Source organism: Lutimaribacter marinistellae (assembly GCF_042648365.1).
Lineage (GTDB): Bacteria > Pseudomonadota > Alphaproteobacteria > Rhodobacterales > Rhodobacteraceae > Lutimaribacter_A > Lutimaribacter_A marinistellae.
Genome location: NZ_JBHRXI010000049.1, coordinates 1 through 21150, shown reverse-complemented (window position 1 = coordinate 21150; position 21150 = coordinate 1). Strand labels below are relative to the sequence as shown.

Annotated in this window: 18 protein-coding genes; 7 read left to right on the top strand and 11 right to left on the bottom strand. The window is 64.8% G+C overall.

Annotated features, from left to right (window positions below; translation table 11 throughout):
- The first annotated feature begins 101 nt into the window (after window positions 1–101).
- Together ACFORG_RS21435 and ACFORG_RS21430 are read left to right on the top strand one after the other, a co-directional pair.
- Entirely contained in the window at window positions 102–2564 is a 2463-nt protein-coding gene (locus ACFORG_RS21435) for a penicillin acylase family protein (RefSeq protein ID WP_386737626.1), read from the top strand.
- A 3-nt stretch (window positions 2565–2567) separates the two neighbouring features.
- Window positions 2568–3740: a cation:proton antiporter gene (locus ACFORG_RS21430; protein WP_386737625.1), complete on the top strand. Its 1173-nt coding sequence runs from the start codon at window positions 2568–2570 to the stop codon at window positions 3738–3740.
- Here ACFORG_RS21430 and hflX read toward each other — a convergent pair.
- From hflX to trkA, 4 genes are all read right to left on the bottom strand, one after another.
- Window positions 3722–4993, bottom strand: a complete 1272-nt coding sequence (gene hflX / locus ACFORG_RS21425; protein ID WP_386737624.1) for a GTPase HflX — start codon at window positions 4991–4993, stop codon at window positions 3722–3724. The two genes, ACFORG_RS21430 and hflX, sit on opposite strands and share 19 nt — an antisense overlap.
- Window positions 4993–5232 carry an RNA chaperone Hfq gene (gene hfq / locus ACFORG_RS21420; protein ID WP_088648030.1) on the bottom strand — a complete coding sequence of 80 codons (240 nt, stop codon included), beginning with the start codon at window positions 5230–5232 and terminating at the stop codon, window positions 4993–4995. Before hfq ends, hflX begins: the two co-directional genes overlap by 1 nt.
- 146 nt (window positions 5233–5378) lie before the next feature.
- The gene (locus tag ACFORG_RS21415) at window positions 5379–6917 is read right to left on the bottom strand and encodes a TrkH family potassium uptake protein (protein ID WP_386737623.1); all 1539 of its coding nucleotides are present in this window, start codon (window positions 6915–6917) and stop codon (window positions 5379–5381) included.
- Window positions 6917–8293, bottom strand: coding sequence for a Trk system potassium transporter TrkA (gene trkA, locus ACFORG_RS21410; protein WP_386737622.1), 1377 nt, complete (start codon window positions 8291–8293; stop codon window positions 6917–6919). The genes ACFORG_RS21415 and trkA overlap by 1 nt, the downstream gene beginning before the upstream one ends.
- Before the next feature lie 97 nt (window positions 8294–8390).
- Between trkA and ACFORG_RS21405 the strand changes: the two genes are divergently transcribed.
- Window positions 8391–8870: a hypothetical protein gene (locus ACFORG_RS21405; protein ID WP_386737621.1), complete on the top strand. Its 480-nt coding sequence runs from the start codon at window positions 8391–8393 to the stop codon at window positions 8868–8870.
- A gap of 22 nt (window positions 8871–8892) precedes the next feature.
- Here ACFORG_RS21405 and ntrX read toward each other — a convergent pair whose 3' ends face one another.
- The 5 genes from ntrX to dusB form a co-directional block, all read right to left on the bottom strand.
- Window positions 8893–10305 carry a nitrogen assimilation response regulator NtrX gene (gene ntrX, locus ACFORG_RS21400; protein ID WP_386737620.1) on the bottom strand — a complete coding sequence of 471 codons (1413 nt, stop codon included), beginning with the start codon at window positions 10303–10305 and terminating at the stop codon, window positions 8893–8895.
- A gap of 2 nt (window positions 10306–10307) precedes the next feature.
- Window positions 10308–12599, bottom strand: coding sequence for a sensor histidine kinase NtrY-like (locus tag ACFORG_RS21395; RefSeq protein ID WP_386737618.1), 2292 nt, complete (start codon window positions 12597–12599; stop codon window positions 10308–10310).
- Window positions 12600–12685: 86 nt separating this feature from the next.
- Window positions 12686–14056, bottom strand: a complete 1371-nt coding sequence (locus ACFORG_RS21390; protein ID WP_386737617.1) for a response regulator — start codon at window positions 14054–14056, stop codon at window positions 12686–12688.
- Window positions 14056–15144 (bottom strand): two-component system sensor histidine kinase NtrB, encoded by a 1089-nt coding sequence (locus tag ACFORG_RS21385; RefSeq protein ID WP_386737616.1) that lies wholly within the window; start codon window positions 15142–15144, stop codon window positions 14056–14058. The genes ACFORG_RS21390 and ACFORG_RS21385 overlap by 1 nt, the downstream gene beginning before the upstream one ends.
- Window positions 15141–16151 carry a tRNA dihydrouridine synthase DusB gene (gene dusB, locus ACFORG_RS21380; RefSeq protein WP_386737615.1) on the bottom strand — a complete coding sequence of 337 codons (1011 nt, stop codon included), beginning with the start codon at window positions 16149–16151 and terminating at the stop codon, window positions 15141–15143. Before dusB ends, ACFORG_RS21385 begins: the two co-directional genes overlap by 4 nt.
- 151 nt (window positions 16152–16302) lie before the next feature.
- Between dusB and ACFORG_RS21375 the strand changes: the two genes are divergently transcribed.
- From ACFORG_RS21375 to ACFORG_RS21365, 3 genes are read left to right on the top strand one after another with little or no spacing between them, the layout of a single operon-like run.
- The gene (locus ACFORG_RS21375) at window positions 16303–17436 is read left to right on the top strand and encodes a bifunctional 2-C-methyl-D-erythritol 4-phosphate cytidylyltransferase/2-C-methyl-D-erythritol 2,4-cyclodiphosphate synthase (protein WP_386737614.1); all 1134 of its coding nucleotides are present in this window, start codon (window positions 16303–16305) and stop codon (window positions 17434–17436) included.
- Window positions 17433–17930, top strand: coding sequence for a phosphatidylglycerophosphatase A family protein (locus tag ACFORG_RS21370; RefSeq protein WP_386737613.1), 498 nt, complete (start codon window positions 17433–17435; stop codon window positions 17928–17930). The genes ACFORG_RS21375 and ACFORG_RS21370 overlap by 4 nt, the downstream gene beginning before the upstream one ends.
- The gene (locus tag ACFORG_RS21365) at window positions 17927–18418 is read left to right on the top strand and encodes a CinA family protein (protein WP_386737612.1); all 492 of its coding nucleotides are present in this window, start codon (window positions 17927–17929) and stop codon (window positions 18416–18418) included. The genes ACFORG_RS21370 and ACFORG_RS21365 overlap by 4 nt, the downstream gene beginning before the upstream one ends.
- A gap of 207 nt (window positions 18419–18625) precedes the next feature.
- Here the strand turns inward: ACFORG_RS21365 and ACFORG_RS21360 are convergent, their stop codons facing one another.
- Together ACFORG_RS21360 and ACFORG_RS21355 are read right to left on the bottom strand one after the other, a co-directional pair.
- Window positions 18626–19921, bottom strand: a complete 1296-nt coding sequence (locus tag ACFORG_RS21360) for an MmgE/PrpD family protein (RefSeq protein ID WP_386737611.1) — start codon at window positions 19919–19921, stop codon at window positions 18626–18628.
- 51 nt (window positions 19922–19972) lie between these two features.
- A complete protein-coding gene (locus ACFORG_RS21355) occupies window positions 19973–20419 on the bottom strand; it encodes a type II toxin-antitoxin system RatA family toxin (RefSeq protein WP_386737610.1) in 447 nt (148 codons plus the stop codon).
- Window positions 20420–20492: 73 nt separating this feature from the next.
- Between ACFORG_RS21355 and hpt the strand changes: the two genes are divergently transcribed.
- Entirely contained in the window at window positions 20493–21032 is a 540-nt protein-coding gene (hpt, locus tag ACFORG_RS21350; protein WP_386737608.1) for a hypoxanthine phosphoribosyltransferase, read from the top strand.
- The last annotated feature ends 118 nt before the right edge of the window (window positions 21033–21150 follow it).

Genomic DNA, 21150 nt, shown 5'->3' with positions numbered 1-21150 from the left:
CGCGGCGCCAGTCTTTCGGCAAGGCAATCGGCCTTTTCCCTGCGCGCTGCATCCTCTAGTCTTGCCGCGCATCCCAACCCAAAGATAAAGACGACGCGCTGATGACATTGCTCTTTCGCTGGCTGCTGCGGCTGACCGCCGGGCTGATCCTGTTGACCGTCGCGGCGCTGATACTGGTCTGGTTTCTGGCCAGCCAGTCACTCCCCGATTACAGCCAGACCGTGCGGACCGAGGGCATCTCGGCCCCGGTCGAAATCGTGCGCGACAATGCCAATGTCCCGCATGTTCTTGGCGCAACGGATACCGATGTCTTCTTTGGCCTCGGTTATGCCCATGCGCAGGACCGTCTGTGGCAGATGACGATGCTGCGCCGCACCGTGCAGGGCCGTCTGTCCGAGGTGTTCGGCCCGCGCACGGTCGAGGTAGACAAGCTTTTGCGGCGGTTCGACTTCTACCGTCTCGCGCAGCGATCGGTCGAGGTGCAGGATGATTACACCCGCGCCGCGCTGACCGCCTATGCCGCCGGCGTGAACGCGCGGCTGACCGAGATCAACGAAGAGGCATTGGGACGCGGCGCGCCCGAGATGTTCCTGTTCAACGTGCCCATGGCCCCGTGGCAACCCGCCGACAGCATCGCCATCATCAAGCTGATGGCGGTCCAACTTTCCGGTCATCTGGAGTCCGAGGTGTTGCGGGCGCGCGTGTCGCTGATGCTGGATGACGAAACCCGTCTCTCTGACATCCTGCCCGACGATCCCGGCAGCGCTATCGCCGCCCTGCCCGAATACGCGTCGTTTTTTCCTGACCTGCCGCGCTATGCAAGCACCGGGGAACGCCAGGATCACCCCTTGTCGCCCTTCCCCAAGCGCGGGCTTGCGGGTGCGTCCAACGCATGGACGGCCGCCCCCACGCGGTCGGCCAGTGGCGGGACACTTCTCGCCAACGATCCGCATCTGGGCTTTACCGCGCCTGCAATCTGGTACCTCGCCCGGCTCGAACTGGAAACCGGTGGCGTGATCGGCGCGACCATTCCCGGCGTTCCGGCGATCATGTCGGGACGCAGCGAGCAACTCGGCTGGGGTCTGACATCGGCCTATCTCGACGATCAGGACGTTTATGTCGAAAAGCTGAACCCGGACAACCCCGAGGAATACCTGACGCCGGATGGTTACAAGCGGTTCGAAACGCGCCCCTCGATCATACAGATCAAGGATGCGCAACCCATCACCCTGACCCTGCGCTGGACCGAGAATGGCCCTGTTCTTCCCGGTACCCATTACGACCTTGCCGGAATCACTCCCCCGGGCCACGTCGCGTCGCTGGCTTGGACCGCATTGAGCGCCGAGGATACCTCGATCTCCGCCTCCATGGCGCTGATGCGGTCGGGCAATGTTCAGGAGGCCATCCGCGAGGCGGAACGCTTCATCGCGCCCGCCCAGAACCTGTCACTTGCCGACCGTGAAACCATCGGCATGAAAATGATCGGCGCAGTCCCTGCCCGCAGCCCGCAACATGCCACCAAGGGTCGCTTGCCCACCGCCGGATGGAGGCCTGAGAATCGCTGGTCCGGACGCGCGCCCTATGCCGCAAATCCACAATTCGTCGCTCCGCGCGGCGGGATACTCGGCAACACCAACAACAAGATCGTCGATCGCCCATTTCCGAACCATGTTTCCTACGAATGGGGCGACACGCAGCGCGTGAACCGCTGGCGGCGCCTGATGCAATCGCGCGAGGTCCATACCCGCGACAGCTTCATCGAGGCTCAGCTGGACCCAGTGAGTTTCACCGCGCGCTCGCTGCTCCCGCTGATCGGCGCCGACCTGTGGTTCACCGGCGAAGCCGCACCCGAGGGCACCCCCGAACGCCGCAGGCAGATCGCGCTGACCCTTCTGGCCGAGTGGAACGGCGAGATGAACGAACACCTGCCCGAGCCGCTTATCTATGCTGCATGGCTGCGCGCCCTGCAGAAACGCCTGATCACGGACGAGCTGGGTCCCTTGGCGGCGGAGTTCAAACATGTCGAGCCGCTCTTCATCGAACGTGTCTACAAGAACATCGATGGCGCGGCCGCCTGGTGCGACGTGCGGCAGAGCGCGCCGGTCGAAACCTGTACCGAGATGGCCCGCCTCGCACTGGACGACGCCCTTGTCTGGATTGGCGAGACCTACGGTACAACGCTGGAATCGTTGCGCTGGGGCGATGCGCATGAGGCGACGCACGACCACCCCGTTCTGGGCGAGGTTCCGGTGCTGCGCTATTTCGTCAACATCCGGCAGTCTACCAGTGGCGGCGACAATACCCTCCTGCGCGGTCGGACCTCGGGCGATGATCCCGACCCGTTCCAGAACGTACATGGCGCAGGCTATCGCGGCGTTTACGATTTTGCCGATCCCGACAGTTCCGTTTTCGTTATCTCCACGGGACAGTCCGGCCATTTCCTGTCACGGCATTACGACGACTTGGCTCAGCTCTGGCGCCGGGGCGAATACATCCCGATGTCACTGGATATCGAATTGGCCCGCGCGGCATCCGTCGGTGTCACGCAGCTTGTACCGCGCTGACCGATGGAAGGTTACGCCTCTGCCCTGATTGCGCTCGGCCTGCTTTTTGCGGCGGGTCTTGGCGCGGATGCGCTGGGGCGACGTACCCGCCTGCCGCGCGTTACCCTGCTGCTGGCCTGCGGATTGATCGCCGGGGGCCCTGGCCTCGACCTGATCCCCGCCACGCTCAAGGAAATCTACCCCGTGGTGACGGTCATCGCGTTGACCATGGTGGCGTTCCTTCTGGGCGGAGAGCTGTCGATCCGAACGCTAAGGCAGCATGGCCGTGCCATCGTCGTCATCTCGCTCGCAGTCGTGATGGTAACGCTGCTGGTCGTCGGGCTGGGCCTTGCCGCGCTCGGCGTGCCCGTCGCGGCCGCTGTCATGATCGCCGCCATCGCAACGGCAACGGATCCGGCGGCGACATATGATGTCATCCGCCAAACGGGCAGCCGGGGCAGTTTCACCAGAACCCTTAAAGGGATCGTCGCCATTGACGACGCGTGGGGTGTCATGGTGTTCGCCCTCATGGTGGTTACGGCACAGGCCCTGACGGGAGCCGGTTCGGGCATCGAGGTTTTGGCCGAAGCACTGGCAGAGATCGCTTTGTCGCTGCTCCTTGGACTTGCCATCGGTCTGCCCGGCGCATTGCTGACCGGCCGCCTGTCGAGCGGCGAACCCCTGCGGATCGAGGCTTTGGGCCTTGTCTTTCTGACTGCGGGCCTGTCGCTCTGGTTCGATCTCAGCTACCTGATTGCCGGTATGACCGCAGGCGCGGTGATCGTGAACTTTGCCCGCCACCACACCCGGGCCTTTCGCGAGATCGAGCATCTCGAATGGCCCTTCATGATCATCTTCTTCATCCTCGCCGGTGCAACGCTCGAGGCGCAGATGCTCTGGACCGTTGGCCCGGTGCTTGTCGGGTACATCGTTTTCCGGCTTTTGGGGCGACTTCTGGGTGGATGGCTTGGCGCAACGCTCGCCGGGGTGCCGCAGGCCGAACGGGTCTGGTACGGCCCCGCGCTCCTTCCGCAGGCAGGCGTGGCCATTGGTATGGCCCTTATCGCCGGAGAGGTGTTTCCCGACCACGCCGCCATGATCACCGCGCTGTCGATCGGTGCCACGGTCGTCTTCGAACTGGCCGGCCCGCTCGTGACCGAGCGCGCGCTGCGCGGTGTTCAGAGCGCCTCGAACTGAGCCTGCTGTTTCGCGGTCCACAAAACGGTGATCTCGAACCCGTCCTCGGTCTGGCGTTCGTCCTGCACCACGTCCTGTGCAAACAGCCACGCGCGTTTGCGCCCGTCGGCAAAGCCCAGCGACAACTGCGCCTCGTGCCGGACACCCTGCAACTGATCGGAAATCGCCTCCAGCAACCCGTCCAGCCCCTCGCCGGTTACGGCAGAAATCGCGATGATCCCCGGATCGCGCTCGGCCCTTGAAACCATGGCCGTCCGTTCCTCGTCGGGCAGCAGGTCGATCTTGTTCCAGATTTCGAGCATCGGGCGGTCTTCGGTCACGCCCAGCGATGTCAGGATGGCCTCGACATCCGCGGCCTGCGCCTGCGACTCGTCGTGGCTGATGTCGCGCACATGCACGATCAGATCCGCGCCCAGCACCTCCTCCAGCGTGGCCCGGAACGAGGCGACCAGCTCGGTCGGCAGGTTCGAGATGAAGCCCACCGTGTCCGACAGGATCACCTCGGGACCGTCTTCCAGCTTGACCCGTCGCATGGTCGGATCGAGCGTCGCGAACAGCATGTCCTTGGCCATGACCTCCGCCCCGGTCAGACGGTTGAACAGGGTGGACTTGCCCGCGTTGGTATAGCCCACCAGCGCCACGATCGGGAACGGGACCTTGGCTCGCGCGGCCCGGTGCAACTCCCGCGTCTTGACGACCTTGGCCAGTTGCCGGCGCAGGCGCACGAGCTGCTCGTCGATGGCGCGACGGTCGGCCTCGATCTGGGTTTCGCCCGGACCGCCGACAAATCCCAACCCGCCACGCTGACGCTCAAGGTGGGTCCAGGCCCGGACCAGCCGCGTCCGCTGGTAGGACAGCGCAGCCATCTCGACCTGCAGCACACCCTCTCGCGTGCGCGCGCGATCCGAAAAGATCTCGAGGATCAGCCCGGTCCGGTCGAGGATCTTGACCTTCCATTCCTTTTCAAGATTGCGCTGCTGGACAGGCGTCACCGGCCCGTCGATCAGCACCAGCTCGACCTCGGCCGCCTTGAACCGTTCGCCAAGCTCCTCGATCTTGCCACTTCCGAACAACAGCCCCGGCTGTGCGCGTGGCAGGCGCACGATCTCGGATCCGACTACGTCAAGATCGGGCAAGGCAGCAGCCAACGCCACCGCCTCTTCCAGCGCCGGCACCGGCGGACGACGGTCGTCATCCGACTTGATTTCGGGATGCAGCACCCAGGCCCGGGTGCGTGCAGGATCATGCTCCATCAAGAGGCGTCTTCGCCCTCGTAGAGGTTGATCGGCTGGGCCGGCATGATCGTCGAAATCGCGTGTTTGTAGACCAGCTGCGACTGTCCGTCACGGCGCAGAAGCACGCAGAAATTGTCGAACCAGGTGATGACGCCCTGAAGTTTCACGCCGTTGATGAGGAAGATCGTCACCGGAACCTTGGTCTTGCGAACGTGATTGAGGAATGCGTCCTGAAGATTCTGTCTGTCCGAAGCCATTTTTAACTTTACTCGCCTTTGTTCTTGCCACGCGCTGCGGCCAACGCGCCCCTTGTCGCCGGAGTATGGAGAGCGATTCCCGGAAATTCCAGACGAAAAAACAGTTTTTGCACCGGGCGCTTGTCGGTCGGCCGCCTGTCGTGGCTTCAGCGCCGCCACAAGGCGGGCGTCAGCAGCGCAATGATGGCCAGCGTCTCGAGTCGTCCGATCACCATCGCTGCGCACAGGACAAGCTTGGCCGGTGCCCCCAGTTCCACCAGCCGGATGGGCACATCGCTTGCCACTTCGATCAAAGGTCCCGTCGTGGTCAGGGCGGCGATGGACAGGATCAGCGCCTGCTCGAACCCGGCCCCGAGACCGGCAAGGATCAGGCTTATCCCGGCGAACGAGATCGCGAAGAGCATGAAGAACACCCAGGCGATGAATGCCCCGTCCCTCTGGATGCGCCGGTTGCCCGCGCCTTCTCCGCTGACGGAATTCGGATGGATCAGCCGGTCCATCTCGCGCAACCCGTTGAGATAGAGCGCGAAGACCCGCAGCAGCTTGACGCCGCCCGCCGTCGTCGCCACCCCGCCGCCGATCATCGCAAGACCCAGCAGGATCAGCCCCGGTGTCCCGAGGCCCGACCAGGCCCGCGCCTGTTGCCAGTCCGCGCTTTCAAAGCCCGTGGTGCTGAGGAAGGACATGACGGTAAAGACACTTCCCCAAAGCGCATGCAAGCCCGCCGCAAGATCGGCCGAGGCATCGACGTCATAGGCCCCGACCCAGTGGCGCAGGAACAGCAGCAGCGGAACGCCGAAGACGATCATCAGGCCAATGCGGAATTCGGGGTCCTTGTCCAGCCGTGCGTAACCGCGATTCACCGTGTCCGACGAAAAGGTCAGCCGCGACAAGGCAAAGAACATGAAGAGGAACAGGATCGCTTCGCCGGTTATTCCGGCCGTTGAGCCTTCGACGCCGCCCACCGGCGAGATACCCGAGGTCGCCATGACCGACATCGCGTGACATATCGCGGTCAGGCCGCGCTCTCCCGAGATCAGCAAGAGCACGCAGATGATCGCGGTCAACATCCCGTAGATCGGCGCCAAGGCGCGCGTCACGCGCAGCAGCCGGCCCCGCGGGTCGACCTTTTCGTTCTGGATTGCGGCAAAGACCGCGCGACCTGGCTCGCCTCTTGCTGTCACCTCGAACCCGCCCAGAGACAGTGGCGCCAGGATCGCCGAGGCCGCGATCCACATCATCAGCCCGCCCATCCAGCCCACCATGGCCCGCCACAGGTGCACGGGGCCGCTCAACCGGCCCGGATCTGCGAACAGATCCGCCCCGGTCGTGGTGATCGCGCTTACCATGTCGAAATAGGCGTTCAGGTAACTTGTCGTGCGCACGGCCTCGAACAGCGGAAGCGCAAGGAAAACGGGCAGTATCCCGAAGCTCGCCAAAAGCGCTGCCAACTGCCCCAACGCTCCCCATTTCGGCACTCGACCCGAACTTGACAGGGTTACCAGCGTGACCACGAACAGGCCGAGGATCCCTGAATAGAAAAAGGCCTGCGCCGTCGGGTGATCGTTAAGGAAATGCGCATGCACCGCGGGCACCCACATGGCCAGCGAAAACACGGCCCAGATCAACAGGAACAGCGGCGTCCGGCGCAGCGGGCCGATGGAATGTCGCCCGCGACGCGCCATCAGAAGAAGTCGATCGAAACCTGCATGAGGCGCTCGACCTCGGGCACGTCGTCGGCCATGGCAAAGATCGCCACGACATCTCCCTCCTCGATCCGCAGGCCGCCAGTCGGGCGCATCACCTCGTCACCCTTGCGTACCGCGCCGACAAGGACGCCCTCGGGGAAATCGATATCGCGCAGACGCTGCCCGGCCATGGGCGAGGTCGACAGGACCTCCGCCTCGATCACCTCGGCCTCGGCATCGCCAATCGAATAGACCTGCCGCACCCGGCCATGCCGGATATGCCGCAGGATCGAACTGACGGTCGTGGCTCGCGGGTTGATATAGGCATCGATGCCCAGCGGCTCCATCATCGGTACCAGCGTGGGATCGTTGATCAGCGCGATCGCCAACGGGCAGCCCTCGGATTTCGAGCGCACAGCGGCCAGCAGGTTCGTCTTGTCGTCATCGGTCACGGCCAGCATCGCATCGGCCCGCGCAATTCCCGCCTCGGCAAGAAGAGAGGCGTCCAGCCCGTCGCCATGCAGCACGATGGTCCTCTCCAGCGCCTCGGCAGCGCGTTCGGCGCTGCGCCGGTCCCGCTCGATGATCTTCGAGCGCACACGCCCTTCCCGCTCTTCGAGGGACCGCGCGACCGCCAGCCCGACATTACCGCCGCCGACGATGACCACACGCTCCTGCTTCTTCTGGACCTTGCCGAATACCTCCATCGTCCGATCCACGTCCTCGACATGCGAAAAGACATAACACTGGTCGCCGACGAAAAGCTGGTCGCCCGGCTCGGGCGCGAACAGCGTGCCCTCGCGGCGGACCCCGACCACGATCGACCGCAGGGTCGAGAACAGGTCGGTCAGCTGCCGCAGGGGCGTGTTCACGATGGGGCAATCCTCGTCCACCATGACACCCAGCAATTGCGCCCGGTCGTCCATGAACAGCTCTGTGTCGAACGCGGCCGGGACCGCAAGGCGCCGCATCGCCGCCTCGGCCACCTCGCGTTCGGGGCTTATGACCACGTCGATGGGCAGATGATCGCGCCGGTACAGATCTGAATAGATGGCGTTCAGATAAGACCTCGACCGCAGCCGTGCGATCTTGCGCTGAACCGAAAAGACCGAGTGGGCCACCTGGCAGGTGACCATGTTCACCTCGTCCGAATGGGTCGCGGCGATCACCATGTCGGCATCACGTGCCCCGGCCCGGTCCAGCACGTCGGGATAGCTCGCGAAACCCGCGATTCCCTGCACGTCCAGCGTTTCGGTCGCGCGGCGTACCAGGTCGGGGTTGCTGTCGACGACGGTGACGTCGTTGAGCTCTCCCGACAGGTGGCGCGCAATCTGCCAGCCGACCTGCCCGGCGCCGCATATGATCACCTTCATGCCTCGGCCCCTTTTGTCTCAGGGATTTTGCATGACAGAAGCCCCGCAGAGGGTCAATTCAATTGTCAGGGCCCTCAGCCTGCGGCAAGATAACCTCATGAAAGCAAAACTGTTCCTCTCGCTCGGCCTTCTTGCGCTCGGTGCCTGCGCGCCGATGTCGATCTACTACCGCGAAGGGGTCTCCGTGAGCCGGTTGCAGACCGAAACCACCGATTGCCAGGTCCGCGCCCTGCGCGACGCCCCCGTGGCGAACGAGGTCCGGCAGGGTCCGCCGATCTACTACCCGGGACGCACGGTATGCAATTCCGCCGGTCAGTGCTGGCAGCAACCCGGCTGGTGGGTGCCCGGCAATGTCTACACGGTCGATGCCAACCAGGGACTGCGCAACCGGGTCGAAACGCAATGCATGGCGGAAAAGGGCTATGCCCCGGTCAGCTTGCCGCAATGTTCTCAAGCGGTTCGCGACCAGGTCGCGCTCAGCCGCAATGCCAAGATGCCCGCACTTGGGGAAAGCTCCTGTATCGTTCGGTTCCAGGACGGCTCGGTGCAGGTCGTGACGCCGCAGCGCGCCGGTTGATCCGGCACCCCGCGCGGGCCGCCTACTCGGCGGCCTCCGCGGGATCGTCGACATGGGCCACGCGCGCCCCGGCCTTGTTCGAGGTCACGACACCCAGCGATTTCAACTTGCGATGCAGGGCCGACCGTTCCATCCCGACAAAGCTGGCGGTGCGGCTGATATTGCCACCGAACCGGTTGATCTGCGTCAGCAGGTATTCCCGTTCAAAAGCCTCGCGCGCCTCGCGCAGCGGCAGGGTGGCCAGCGCACCCGACAGGACCACGCGGCCCTCGTCATCGCTGCCCGGCCCCTCGCTGGGCAACTCGCGTGCCTCGATCGGGCCGTTGCCTTCGCCCAGGATCAGCACGCGCTCGATCAGGTTCTTGAGTTGCCGCACATTGCCCGGCCAGACCATCGTCTGCATCAGCGCAACCGCATCCTCGGACAGACGGCGCAGCGGCAAGCCCTGGCTCTGGTTGAACGCCTCGATGAAATGCTCGGCCAGAACCGGGATGTCTTCGCGCCGCTCTTCAAGGCTCGGAACCGAGATCGGCACAACGTTGAGACGATGATACAGCTCCTGGCGGAACCGTTCGGCGCGGATCTCGGCATCGAGGTCCTTGTTGGTCGAAGAGATCACCCGCAGGTCGACCCGCACCTTGTCGGTGCCACCGACGCGCTGGAACTGCTGGTCGACCAGAACGCGCAGGATCTTGGACTGTGTTCCAAGCGGCATGTCGGCCACTTCGTCGAAATAGATCACCCCGCCATGGGCCTCTTCTAGCAGGCCGGGCTCGATCCCGCGCTCCTTGCTTTCGCGACCGAACAGGACCTCTTCCATCCGCTCCGGCTCGACATTCGCGCAGTTGACGGTCACGAAAGGAGCGTTGGCACGGTTCGAATGAGCGTGGATGTAACGCGCGGCAATCTCCTTGCCCGACCCTGCCGGACCGCGCAACATCACGCGGCCGTTTGACTTGGTCACCTTTTCCAGCTGGCCCAGCATGGCCCGGAACGCTGCCGACTGCCCGATCATGTCGGCATTTGTCACTTCGCGACGCTTCAGCGCGCTGTTCTCGCGGCGCAGGCGGCTTGCCTCCATCGCGCGGCGGATCACCACCATCAACTGGTCGATGTTGAAGGGTTTCTCGATGAAGTCGTACGCGCCCTGCTTGATCGCCGCCACGGCGATCTCGATATTGCCGTGGCCCGAGATGATGACCACGGGGATATCGGGGTTGTCGCGCTTGACGGTTTTCAGGATGTCGATCCCGTCCATCCTGCTGTCCTTCAGCCAGATATCAAGGATCAACAGCCCCGGCGGCTCGGCATTGATCGCGGCCATGCAGTCGTCGGAATTGCCTGCAAGGCGCGTGGTATAGCCTTCGTCTTCAAGGATGTCCGAAACCAGTTCCCGGATGTCCCGCTCGTCGTCCACGATGAGGATGTCGCTCATAATCAACCTGCCTTCAATTTTGTCCTGTTCACCTGTCTCGATGGCGCGGCCACCGCAGGGGCGCCCCCCCCGGGAAGCCGGATCACGGCCATCGCGCCGAAATGGTCTTGCCCATCGAAGACCGGTGCATCCTCCAGCGTGAGGGTGCCACCATGCTCTTCGATGATCTTCTTGACGATGGGCAGGCCAAGGCCCGTCCCCTCGTCCCGCGTCGTCACGTAGGGCTCGAACAGACGTGCCCGGTCCTCGGGCAGGCCAATACCGTTGTCGGCGATGGTCAGCACCACCTGTTCGCCAACGGGTTCAAGCCGCACCCGGATCTCGGGAACCAGTCCCTCGGGCGCTTCTTTGCGGCGCAGCGACTCGATCGCCTCGCCTGCATTCTTGATCAGGTTCGTCAGTGCCTGATGCAGCATCGTCGCATCGACATCGGCCAGCAGCGGCCCGTCGGGCAGGTCGTCGCGAATGATCACGTCGGGCTGCCCCGCGCGCTGCAGCTCGACCGCCTCGCGCACAAGCGCGGTCAGGTCCTCTTCGGATTTCTCGGGTTCGGGCATCCGCGCGAATTTCGAGAACTCGTCGACGATGCGCCGCAAATCATTGGTCTGCCGAACGATCACGCTGGTCATCGCGTCAAGCTTCTCGGCATCCTCCCCGTCAAGCTGGCGCGAGAACTTGCGCTTGATCCGTTCCGCGCTCAGCTGGATCGGGGTCAGCGGGTTCTTGATTTCATGCGCGATGCGCCGCGCCACGTCGCCCCAGGCCGCCATGCGCTGCGCGCTTACCAGGTCGGTCACGTCGTCGAACGCGATCACGAACCCTTCCAGCGTGCCGTCGGCATTGCGCCGGGTCGACATGCGCACCAGCAGGTTCTCCATCTGGCCCTTGCGACTGACCTTGACCTCGCCCTGCACCGTTTCGGTGCCACCTGCCCGCAAAGTCTCGAACAGCGGCAGGAACTCGGGCACCGCGACGCCAAGCGCCAGGCTCTGCTCTTCACCGGTCCAGTCCAGCAACCGCTCGGCCGACCGGTTGACGAAGGTCACCCGCCCGTCACCGTCGAGGCCAACCACCCCGGACGTAACCGAACTCAGAACAGAATCGAACAACCGCCGCCGGCTCTCGATCTGGCGCGTGTTTTCGAGCAATGCATCGCGCTGCCCCTTCAGCTGCCGGGTCATCTGGTTGAAATATCGGCCCAGCATGGCGATCTCGTCATCGCCGGTTTCCTCGACCACCTGCACACCCAAGTCGCCCGCGCCAACCCTCTGGGCCGCCGTGGTCAGCCGCCCAACGGGCCGCGACAGGCGCTCGGCAAACCACAGGCCCAGCCACACGGCCGCAAGGATCAGGATCAATGCAAAGCCGAGATACAAAAGCCCGAACTCGAACAGAACGCGCCCCCGCTCGCTTTCCAGCTGCTGGTAAAGCAGCACCGTCTCCTTGGTGTCGTCGAGCAGGTTGAGGATTTCGCCATCCACGTCGCGGCTGACATACAGGAACCGGTCCAGGTAGGATTGCAGCGGCACGATGGCCCTGAACTCGTTGTTGTTCCAATCCTGAACAATGTGGAAGCCTTCCTCTTCGGCCAATTCGATATCCGATGCATCGGGTTTCTCGAAATCGAACAGGTAGGACCGGTCGCCGCGCGCGCGGATCTCTCCAGACCCGTCGATCACGTAAGCTTCGCGCAGGCCGCGCTGGATCTGCGCCTGTCCCTGCGCCAGCACATCGCGCAGTTCGGCATCCGAAATGAAGAAATTGATCGACCGCGCCTGGTCGAGATAGCGACCAAGTGCCAGTGCATCCTGCCGCAGGTCCTGCCGATGCTCCAGTTCATAGGCCTCCGCCGCCGACAGCGAAGAGCCCACCACCTGCCGCACCCGGTCCGAAAACCACCCCTCGAGCCCGATATTGATGGTCAGCCCGGCAAAGATCGCGACCGTCACAGCCGGGCCAAGCGCAAGGAAGGTGAACGCACCGATCAGCCTCAGGTGCAGGCGGGAACCCGCCGATTTTGCCCGGCGCGCTGCGATGAGGCGCCCGACCTGGCCCAATACCAGCGCCGCAAGGACGAGGATATAGACCAGGTCGGCCAACAGGATGAGTCGCAGCACCGTGGCCGACGCGCCCAGGTCGAAGGGGCCGAAGACGAGGTAAGTCGCCAGCGTCAGGACCGGACCCAGAAGAACGAGACCCAAGGTCCCGAAATTCCGCGCCTTTCGGCTCCTCCGCCACTGGCTCAGGGTAGGGATCGGCCCCTTCTGTGACCGCGTTGCCACTGCTGCCCTCATTCTGATGTGTCGCTTTTGCGACGTACCGCCATATTTCGTGGTCGTTTCCGGGTTGTCCCCTTAGTGCCACGATTTGTGTGACGATATTACATCAGTTTGCGGCGCCGTGTCACCTGAATATCGAGATCGGTGATCTTTTTTCTCAGCGTATTGCGATTGATGCCGAGCAGATCGGCACATTTGGCCTGATTTCCGCCCGTTGCATCCAGCGCAATTTCGATCAACGGCGCCTCGACCTCGCGCAGGATCCGCTGGTACAGGCCCGGCGGCGGAAGCATGTTGCCATGCAGGTCGAAATAACGCCGCAAGTGCCGCTCTACCGAGGCCGAAAGCTTCTCGGTGTCGCCACGCCCCAGCACCGGCTCCATCTCCGGCTGGCTGCCAAGGACCATCTCCACCTCGGTCCGCGTTATCTCATCCGACCGGCTGGTCAGGCTCAACCGCCGCACCGCATGTTCCAGCTGCCGCACGTTGCCGGGCCACGAATAGACTCGGAACAACTCTTCGGCCGACTTCGACAGCCAGCGCTTCGGCGCGCCGTCACGCTCTGCCTTGGCCAGGAAATGCGCGGTCAGCAGCGGGATGTCATCGACCCGCTCCCGCAGGCTGGGCACGTGGATCGGCGCACCGCACAAACGGTAATACAGGTCCTGCCGCACCCGACCCTTCTCCATCGCGCCGGCCAGATCGCTCTGGCTGGTCGCCATGAAGCGGGGCACGTGATCGCCCGGCGCATCCATCATCCGCACGATACGGGCCTGGATCTCGTCCTCGATATCGCCGACCTCGTCGATCAGCAGCGTGCCGCCCTTGACGCGCGCCATGACGCGCGCGGGTCCTTCCAGCTCCTGCAGGTCGGCGCTGGTCACCGTCACGAACGGCAAGGTGCGCCGGTCCGAGAAATCGTGGATCGCACGCGCGATCAGGGACTTTCCGGTGCCGCTTTCGCCCGAGATCATCACCGGAAGATCGGTATTCATCACCTTCGCGACCAAACGGTAAAGCGCCTGCATCGCGGGTGTCCGGCCGACCAGAGGCAGGTCCTCGGGCCGGTCGTCATCGCTTTCGATGCGCGGCTCGGACGGCGCACGGCGTTTCTGGTCCAGCGCCTTGGCCGTACGCTTCATCAGGTCCGGCAGGTCGAAAGGCTTGGGCAAATAGTCATAGGCCTCGGCCTCGGCGGCCTGGATCGCGGTCATGATGGTGTTTTGCGCGGAAATCACGATCACCGGCAGCCCGGGACGGTCCTGCGCGATCTTGGGCAGCATTTCGAGCCCGTTGCCATCCGGCATGACCACGTCCGAGATCACCACGTCGCCCTTGCCCTCCCCGACCCAGCGCATCAGCGTCGTCAGGGACGAGGTCGCATGCACCTTGCACCCTGCCCGCGTCAACGCCTGCGTCAGAACGGTGCGGATCGTGCGGTCGTCATCGGCAACCAGAACGGTTCCGTCCATTACTTGCTCTCCTTGTGATCCATGTCATAGCCCTTGGGCACCCGCGGCAGCGACAGGCGGAACACCGTCCGCCCCGGCACCGACGAAACCGAGATCCATCCGTCGTGATCGGACAGGATCTTGCTCACCAGCGCCAGCCCCAGCCCCGTGCCATTCTCGCGCCCGGAAACGAACGGGTCGAACACGTCGCCGATCATGCCTTCCGGAATACCGGGACCATCGTCGATGATCTCGACCTGCAAAGGCAGCGAATGCCCAGTGCCATCGCTGCGCCGCAGACGGAACGAATGTTCGAAAAACGTGTGCAGACGGATCGTTCCCCCTTTGGGATCAGCCGCTTCCGAGGCATTCTTGATCAGGTTCAGAACCACCTGCAACAACTGGTCCGGGTCGCCGAATGCGAGCGGAAGCGAGGGGTCGTAATCCTCGATGATCTTCATGTGCGCGCCAAAACCCAGAAGCGCGGAACGCCGCGCCCGGTCCAGAACGTCATGGATGTTCACCGGCTTTCGATCCGGCGGCGACAGGTTCCCGAACTGCTCAACCTGCTCCAGAAGCTTGACGATCCGCCGACCCTCGGCGACGATAAGGTCAGTCAGTTCAAGGTCTTCCGGTGCGAGATTCATGCTCAGCAATTGTGCCGCGCCGGTGATCCCCGCCAGAGGGTTCTTGATCTCGTGGGCCAGCATCTCGGCCATGCCGATGGCCGATTGCGCGGCCGATTTCACGCTGTGGCTCTGGGTCATCCGCCCGGCCAGCTCGCGTGGGGCGACCAGCATGATCATGTTGCCCGGATGACCGATCAGCGGCGCGATCTGCAAGGCGCATTGCAACGGGGCCCGGCTGCCGGACCCGACATCGACATCGTTGACGAAGAGAGGCGTGCCGTTGGTGCGGGCGCGCTCGAACGCCTCCTCGATCGGCGCGTTCGCCGCGATCTGGTCCCAGACGGGATGGCCGATGACCGACTTGCGGGATGCGTTCAGAAACCCCTCACCGGCCGAGTTCACATCCGCAATGCGATCCTCGGCATCGATGATGAAGGCCGGAACAGGCAGCGAAGACCAGATGGCGTCATCGAAACTCATGCCGCGGCCTCCTCTGGGGTAAGCAGCGCGTCGACAAGCAGGCGCTGCACCTCTTCGGGATCGCGCGAGGTCAGGACCGCGCGCCGCAGCGCAGGCCCTGTCCCCGCCACGTCCATGTACCAGCCAAGATGCTTGCGCGCGACGCGCAGTCCCAGATCGCGGCCATAAAAACCCAGCATCGCCTCGTAATGATCCTGCACCATCCGCACCAGGTCGCGCCCCTCGGGCACATGCGGCGCAGGCGTGCCGTAAAGAGCATGGGCAATCTCGGCCAGCCGCCAGGGGCGGCCCTGCGCGCCACGTCCGATCATCACGCCGTCCGCGCCCGACTGTTCCAGCGCCGTGCGCGCGGTGGTGGCATCCACGATGTCGCCATTGGCGACCACCGGCACGCCCACCGCCTCTTTCACCCTGCGGATCGCCCGCCAATCCGCGCGCCCCTTGTAGAACTGGCACCGCGTGCGCCCGTGGATCGTCACCATGCGCACGCCTGCACCTTCGGCCCGCCGCGCCACGTCCGGCGCGTTGAGAAGGGTATCGTCCCAACCCAGACGGGTCTTGAGCGTCACCGGAACGTCCACCGCCTCGACCACCGCCTCGATCAGCCTCAGCGCATGATCCGGCGTCTTCAATAGCGCCGAGCCGGAATAGCCGTTCGTCACCTTCTTGGCGGGACATCCCATGTTGATGTCGATGATCCGCGCGCCCCGGTCGGCCACCTGCCGCGCGGCCTCGGCCATCCAATGCGCCTCGCGCCCGGCAAGCTGCACGGCGGTGTTCTCGACATCCGCGCTCAACTCGGCCTTTTCGCGCACGCCGGGCTTTGCCTGCACCATCTCCTGGCTGGCGACCATCTCGCTCACGACCAGACCCGCGCCGAAACGCGCGACCAGATCGCGAAAAGGCCGGTCGGTGATTCCGGCCATCGGGGCCAGGACGACAGGAGGTAACAAAGCGGTGTCGGCGAGACGTAGGGTCACGTTGCCCAATCCTTGTGCAGTTTCCATTTGACTAGCGAAAACGCCGCATTTGCACAATCGACGCCGCCTTTTCAAGCCCCTCGCACAAGGCACATGCCTAAAAATTAGGCGCACCCTACGGCTGATTGCCTCGCCGTTCCGTCCACTCTAAACAGGAGCACGAAAGGACGACCCGAGGATGACAAGCGCCGCCATCATACTCGCCGCCGGACGCGGACAGCGCGCAGGCGGCGACCTGCCGAAACAATGGCGCCCCCTCGCCGGTCGCCGCGTCGCGGATTGGACGCTCGCCCGTTTTCGCGCCTCGGGCCTGGACCGGATCGTGCTGGTCCTGTCTCCTGACGATACCGAGGCCTGGCACGAGTTCGAGGCGACCGACCTGATCCTTGCGCCCGGCGGTGCCGACCGCGCAGCCTCCGTTCGCAGCGGGCTTGCCGCTCTGGCCGAGACGCCACCGGACAAGGTGCTGATCCACGACATCGCGCGGCCCTGCGTGACGCAGCGGGTCATCGCGGATGTTCTCGCCGCGCTTGACGCACATGCCGCCGCAGCGCCCGGCCTGCCGGTGACCGATGCGCTCTGGCGCGGCGAAGCTGCACAGGTCACAGGCACGCAGGACCGCACCGGGCTTTACGCCGCTCAGACGCCGCAGGGATTTCGCTATGCGGCCATCTCGGCGGCCCACGATGCACATCACGGGCCGGCCGCCGACGATGTCGAGGTCGCGCGCGCCGCAGGGCTTGACGTCGCCATCGTTCCGGGCGACCCCGACAATATCAAGATCACCCGGCCCGAGGACTTCGCCCGGGCCGAGCGGCTTCTGGGGGGCGCGATGGATGTAAGACTGGGCAATGGCTATGACGTGCACCGCTTCTGCGATGGCGATCACGTGATCCTCTGCGGCATCTCGATCCCGCATGACCACGCGCTCGATGGCCATTCCGACGCGGATGTGGGGATGCATGCCGTGACCGATGCCATCTACGGCGCGCTGGCCGAGGGCGATATCGGCCGCCACTTCCCGCCGTCGGACCCGCAGTGGAAAGGGGCGGCAAGCGAGATCTTTCTGGCGCATGCCGCGAAACGCGCCCGCGACATGGGCTTTTCGATCTCGAACATCGACTGCACGCTGGTCTGTGAACGCCCCAAGATCGGCCCCCACGCGCCCGCCATGCAAAAGGAGCTTGCGCGCATCTGCGATATCGAGCCGTCCCGTGTCTCGGTCAAGGCCACCACCTCGGAACGGCTGGGCTTCACCGGCCGTGGCGAAGGGATCGCGGCCATCGCCACAGCCGCGCTGGTGCGCACATGAAGCCCGCAACCCTGATCGGCACCGTGGGCGGTATCGGTTACCTGCGCCCCGCTCCCGGCACGTGGGGCTCGGCCGCCGCCCTTCCCATCGCCTGGGCGCTGCACGCGCTTGGCGGGTTCCTGCTGCTGGCGGCCTGCACGGTCCTGGCCATCGTCGCTGGCGTCTGGGCTGCCGAGGCCATGCGCCGCGACGGCAGTGCGCACGACCCGTCCGAATTCGTCCTCGACGAGGTCGCAGGCCAGTTCATCGCGCTCTGGGCGCTGTCATACCCTGCCTGGGCACATGGGATAGAGATCACGTCGCTCTGGCCCGGCTGGATCGCGGCCTTCGTCCTGTTCCGCCTGTTCGACATCTGGAAGCCCGGACCCGTCGGCTGGGCCGACCGGCAAAAAGGCTCCTTCGGCGTGGTCATGGACGACGTGATCGCCGGCATCATGGCAGCGCTCGGCGTCGCCCTTCTCGCCGGTCTCTGGCACGGGGTGCTGGGCCTGTGACCGTCGCGGCCCTCCTCGACCGCGCAAAGGCGCTCAAGGTGATGATGGCCACGGCCGAAAGCTGCACGGGCGGCATGGTGTCGGCCGCTCTCACCGACATCCCCGGCTCCTCCGCCGTGGTCGAGCGTGGTTTCGTCACCTATACCAACGACGCCAAGGCCGAGATGCTGGGCGTCTCGTCCGCAACGCTCGCGGCACATGGCGCCGTCTCCGAAGAGGTCGCGCGAGAGATGTCGGACGGCGCTCTGGCGCGTTCGCACGCGCAGCTTGCCGTGTCGATCACCGGCATCGCAGGCCCTGGTGGTTCCGAGTTCAAGCCCGAAGGGCGCGTCTGTTTCGGCCTGTCCGTCACCGGTGCCGAGACGCGCAGCGAAACCGTCGAGTTCGGTGCGTTGGGCCGTGACGCAGTCCGCCGCGCCGCACGCGACCACGCGCTGGCGCTTCTGGACAAGGGTCTCGACCAGATCGCCGAGCAGACCCAAAGCTGAAAGGTTCCGCAGCGTCCTCTTGCCAGAAAACCGTTGCCTCTGCGCGAAGCCTTCGGTTAGACCCGTCACCCGAAACGATGGAGCCCGCCGTTCAAGCGCGCCCAAGTGACGACCGGCCGAGCCCACCTCGGCTGGTCAGATCCCTCCGGGGATCTCTGGCGGGTCTCTTGGGGACCCGCTTTTTCTTTGCCCGCACTGCCCTGCGCCTCACCCACCAAGATAACGTGCAAGGTCCGAGGCCGCACCGCCGCGCTGCAACAGCTCCCAGATGCCATCTACCCGCGCCTTGCCGATCAGGCCGACGGCCTTGCCGCGCACCCGCTCCTCGCGCGCGGACAGAGTCATCGGACCGCGCAGATCGTGGCGCGCAACGCGCTCCTGCCCGTCCCGGCGCAGCAATGTCACCACCGCCTCGGTCTCGGACAGGGTGTCATCGGCCTCCACCGTGACCCTCTCGCGCAGCGCCTGCAGACGCGGCTCGGCACAGACCTTGTCGCTGAACGCGTCCAGCCGCGCCGTGTCATATCCCAGCGCCCGCATCGCCAGCACGGTCCGGAACGAGAACTTGGCGCCCAGCCCCGTCATGGGCGAGGGCTGGTTGCACACGCTCATCCAGCGCGGATGGCTGCGGACCGTGATGTGTTCGACCTCCGGCTCGGCGATGTCCAATTCGCGTGCCGCCTCCAGCGCCGCGTGAAGCCCGTGACAGCAGGCGTGGAACTTGTGACTGACCTGCTCGAACAGCCACTCTTGTCCCAGACCCTCCAGCGCCGCTTGCATGTCATCGGCGCCGTGATGTGTTGCGCCGAACCCGAAATCTCCCTCCATGGCCAAAACTTCGGCCTCGAACCCCAGCCGGACAAGCTGCACCGCCTCGATACCGTTCGCCGCGGCGGTGCCCGCGTTATAAGGTTTGCCCATCGTGCCGAACTGCGCCTTGAGGCCGGCCGCACGGGTGGCGGTTAGCCCCATCGCCTGCGCCATCTGCGCGGAGGTCAGACCGGCCAACCGCCCCGCAGCCGCAGCGGCGCCGAAGGCGCCTGCCGTGGCGGTCTGGTGAAACCCGACCTGGTAATGCCCGCGCCCCAACCACAGGCCCACCCGCACCGAAAGCTCCATGCCGACCAGCGCGGCCTCCAGCATCTCGACCAGCGCCTGGCCATTCGCTTCGGCCCAGGACAGCGCGGCGGGAAAGACGGCGACGGACGGATGGCCGATATGGGCGAAATGCGTGTCGTCGTAATCGAGGGCATGCGAAACCGTGCCATTGACCAGCGCCGCGCCGCGCACCGGGGCTGCACCACCACCGAAAAGCGTCGCCGCCTCAGCCCCGCCCTCGTCAAGGATCATGGACCGCGTGATGCGCGAGACAGGCTCGTCCGCGCCCGCGCAGCCGACGGCAACCCAGTCGAGCGCCGAGAGCGCGGCCACCACCCGCGCGTCGGGTGTCGTGGTCACGGGGCCGGTTGCAAAACCGGCAAGGGCATTTGTCAGGCTGGTCATGGGGCGCATCCTAACCCCGGCGCGCGGACGGTAAACCCCGGATATCCGCGCCTAGCCGTAAAGCTGTGCCGCACGCCGCTCGAAGGCCCGAACGATACGCTGCATCGCCTCGTTGAACACGACGCCGATCAACCCCTGCAACACCGCGTTGCGAAATTCGAAATCGACAAAGAACGACACGTCGCAGCCACCATCGGGATTGTCGGCAAAAGCCCAGTTGGACTTCATGTAGCGAAACGGCCCGTCGAGATACTCGGTGTCGATCTTCTTCTGCTCCGGATCCAGCACCACGCGGCTGCCGAACTTCTCGCGGAACACCTTGAACGAGATCACCAGATCCGCCTCCATGACCTCTACCGGCCCCTCGGGCCGGCGCGACCGGATGCGCGCCGCCGCACACCACGGAAGGAATTCGGGATACCGGCCGACATCGGCAACCAGGTCGTACATCTGCTGGGCTGTGTAAGGCAGGTGACGGGTTTCCGAATGTGTCGGCATGAATCCAGTGCTTTGCGGCGTGACAATGACGCGTGATTTCGTATGTTGCGCGCGAAAGTTCAAGGGGGCCGGAATGACTGACCGCGCGTATGTGATTGACCAGATGATCTCGGCCAAGGCCATCGCGGCCCGGATCGAGGCGTTGTGCCGCGAGATCAAGACCGAATTCGCCGATACCGACAAGCTGGTCGTCGTCGGCCTTCTGCGCGGCTCCTTCGTCTTCATCGCCGATCTCGTGCGCGAACTGGACCTGCCGATCGAGGTGGATTTCCTCGAAGCCTCCTCCTATGGCAACGCGATGGAATCGAGCCGCGAAGTGCGCATTCTCAAGGACCTGCGCGGTGCGATCGAAGGCCGCGACGTGCTGGTGGTCGAGGATATCGTCGATACCGGCCACACGCTCAGCCATGTCACCAAGCTGCTGCAAAGCCGCAACCCCGGCCGCCTTAGATCCATCGCGCTGCTCGACAAACCATCGCGCCGCGAGGTCGATTTCCGCGCCGACTGGACCGGGTTCGAGATCCCCGACGAGTTCGTCGTGGGCTACGGCATCGATTACGCGCAGCGCAACCGCAACCTGCCCTTCATCGGCAAGGTACGTTTCACCGAATGATCTCACCTGTGCGCGGGGCTCCCGCCCGTCCGGTGCGCATCGCAGATGCGCGTGGCCGGTTGGGCCTAGGGTGCGCCCTGTCGTGCGCGCGACAGGGCGCCGTGACCGGGCTCACGCC

Coding starts and splice junctions, on each gene's coding strand:
- ACFORG_RS21435 (WP_386737626.1), top strand. CDS start 102: ATGACATTGCTCTTTCGCTGGCTGCTGCGGCTGACCGCCGGGCTGATC.
- ACFORG_RS21430 (WP_386737625.1), top strand. CDS start 2,568: ATGGAAGGTTACGCCTCTGCCCTGATTGCGCTCGGCCTGCTTTTTGCG.
- hflX (WP_386737624.1), bottom strand. CDS start 4,993: ATGGAGCATGATCCTGCACGCACCCGGGCCTGGGTGCTGCATCCCGAA.
- hfq (WP_088648030.1), bottom strand. CDS start 5,232: ATGGCTTCGGACAGACAGAATCTTCAGGACGCATTCCTCAATCACGTT.
- ACFORG_RS21415 (WP_386737623.1), bottom strand. CDS start 6,917: ATGGCGCGTCGCGGGCGACATTCCATCGGCCCGCTGCGCCGGACGCCG.
- trkA (WP_386737622.1), bottom strand. CDS start 8,293: ATGAAGGTGATCATATGCGGCGCCGGGCAGGTCGGCTGGCAGATTGCG.
- ACFORG_RS21405 (WP_386737621.1), top strand. CDS start 8,391: ATGAAAGCAAAACTGTTCCTCTCGCTCGGCCTTCTTGCGCTCGGTGCC.
- ntrX (WP_386737620.1), bottom strand. CDS start 10,305: ATGAGCGACATCCTCATCGTGGACGACGAGCGGGACATCCGGGAACTG.
- ACFORG_RS21395 (WP_386737618.1), bottom strand. CDS start 12,599: ATGAGGGCAGCAGTGGCAACGCGGTCACAGAAGGGGCCGATCCCTACC.
- ACFORG_RS21390 (WP_386737617.1), bottom strand. CDS start 14,056: ATGGACGGAACCGTTCTGGTTGCCGATGACGACCGCACGATCCGCACC.
- ACFORG_RS21385 (WP_386737616.1), bottom strand. CDS start 15,144: ATGAGTTTCGATGACGCCATCTGGTCTTCGCTGCCTGTTCCGGCCTTC.
- dusB (WP_386737615.1), bottom strand. CDS start 16,151: ATGGAAACTGCACAAGGATTGGGCAACGTGACCCTACGTCTCGCCGAC.
- ACFORG_RS21375 (WP_386737614.1), top strand. CDS start 16,303: ATGACAAGCGCCGCCATCATACTCGCCGCCGGACGCGGACAGCGCGCA.
- ACFORG_RS21370 (WP_386737613.1), top strand. CDS start 17,433: ATGAAGCCCGCAACCCTGATCGGCACCGTGGGCGGTATCGGTTACCTG.
- ACFORG_RS21360 (WP_386737611.1), bottom strand. CDS start 19,921: ATGACCAGCCTGACAAATGCCCTTGCCGGTTTTGCAACCGGCCCCGTG.
- ACFORG_RS21355 (WP_386737610.1), bottom strand. CDS start 20,419: ATGCCGACACATTCGGAAACCCGTCACCTGCCTTACACAGCCCAGCAG.
- hpt (WP_386737608.1), top strand. CDS start 20,493: ATGACTGACCGCGCGTATGTGATTGACCAGATGATCTCGGCCAAGGCC.